The following is a 203-nucleotide window of genomic DNA, read 5'->3' as shown; positions in this document are numbered from 1 at the left end:
TCTGTGTATGCCAGCATGGACTGGATAAATACTACGCATCTGGATATGTATGTTAAGGCGAAATGCAATGGCATACAAGTGTATGAGAATGAACAGCCGGGAGTTGACTATATCATCAAAAAGGGAGATGAAGCATCTCTTAGGGAACAGATTGCGTTTGCCATGACTGGCATAGAGCATTATATAATTCCGGCGTTTGACAA

Annotated in this window: 1 pseudogene; it reads left to right on the top strand. The window is 41.9% G+C overall.

Annotation, left to right across the window (positions count from 1 at the left end):
* Positions 1-203, top strand: a pseudogene (locus tag DWW60_RS13730) (hypothetical protein); the annotation flags it as partial.

The sequence above is a fragment of the Coprococcus sp. AF16-22 genome (genome assembly GCF_003461545.1).
Taxonomy (GTDB): Bacteria; Bacillota; Clostridia; order Lachnospirales; family Lachnospiraceae; genus Coprococcus; species Coprococcus aceti.
This window is presented reverse-complemented; position numbering and strand designations above follow the sequence as displayed.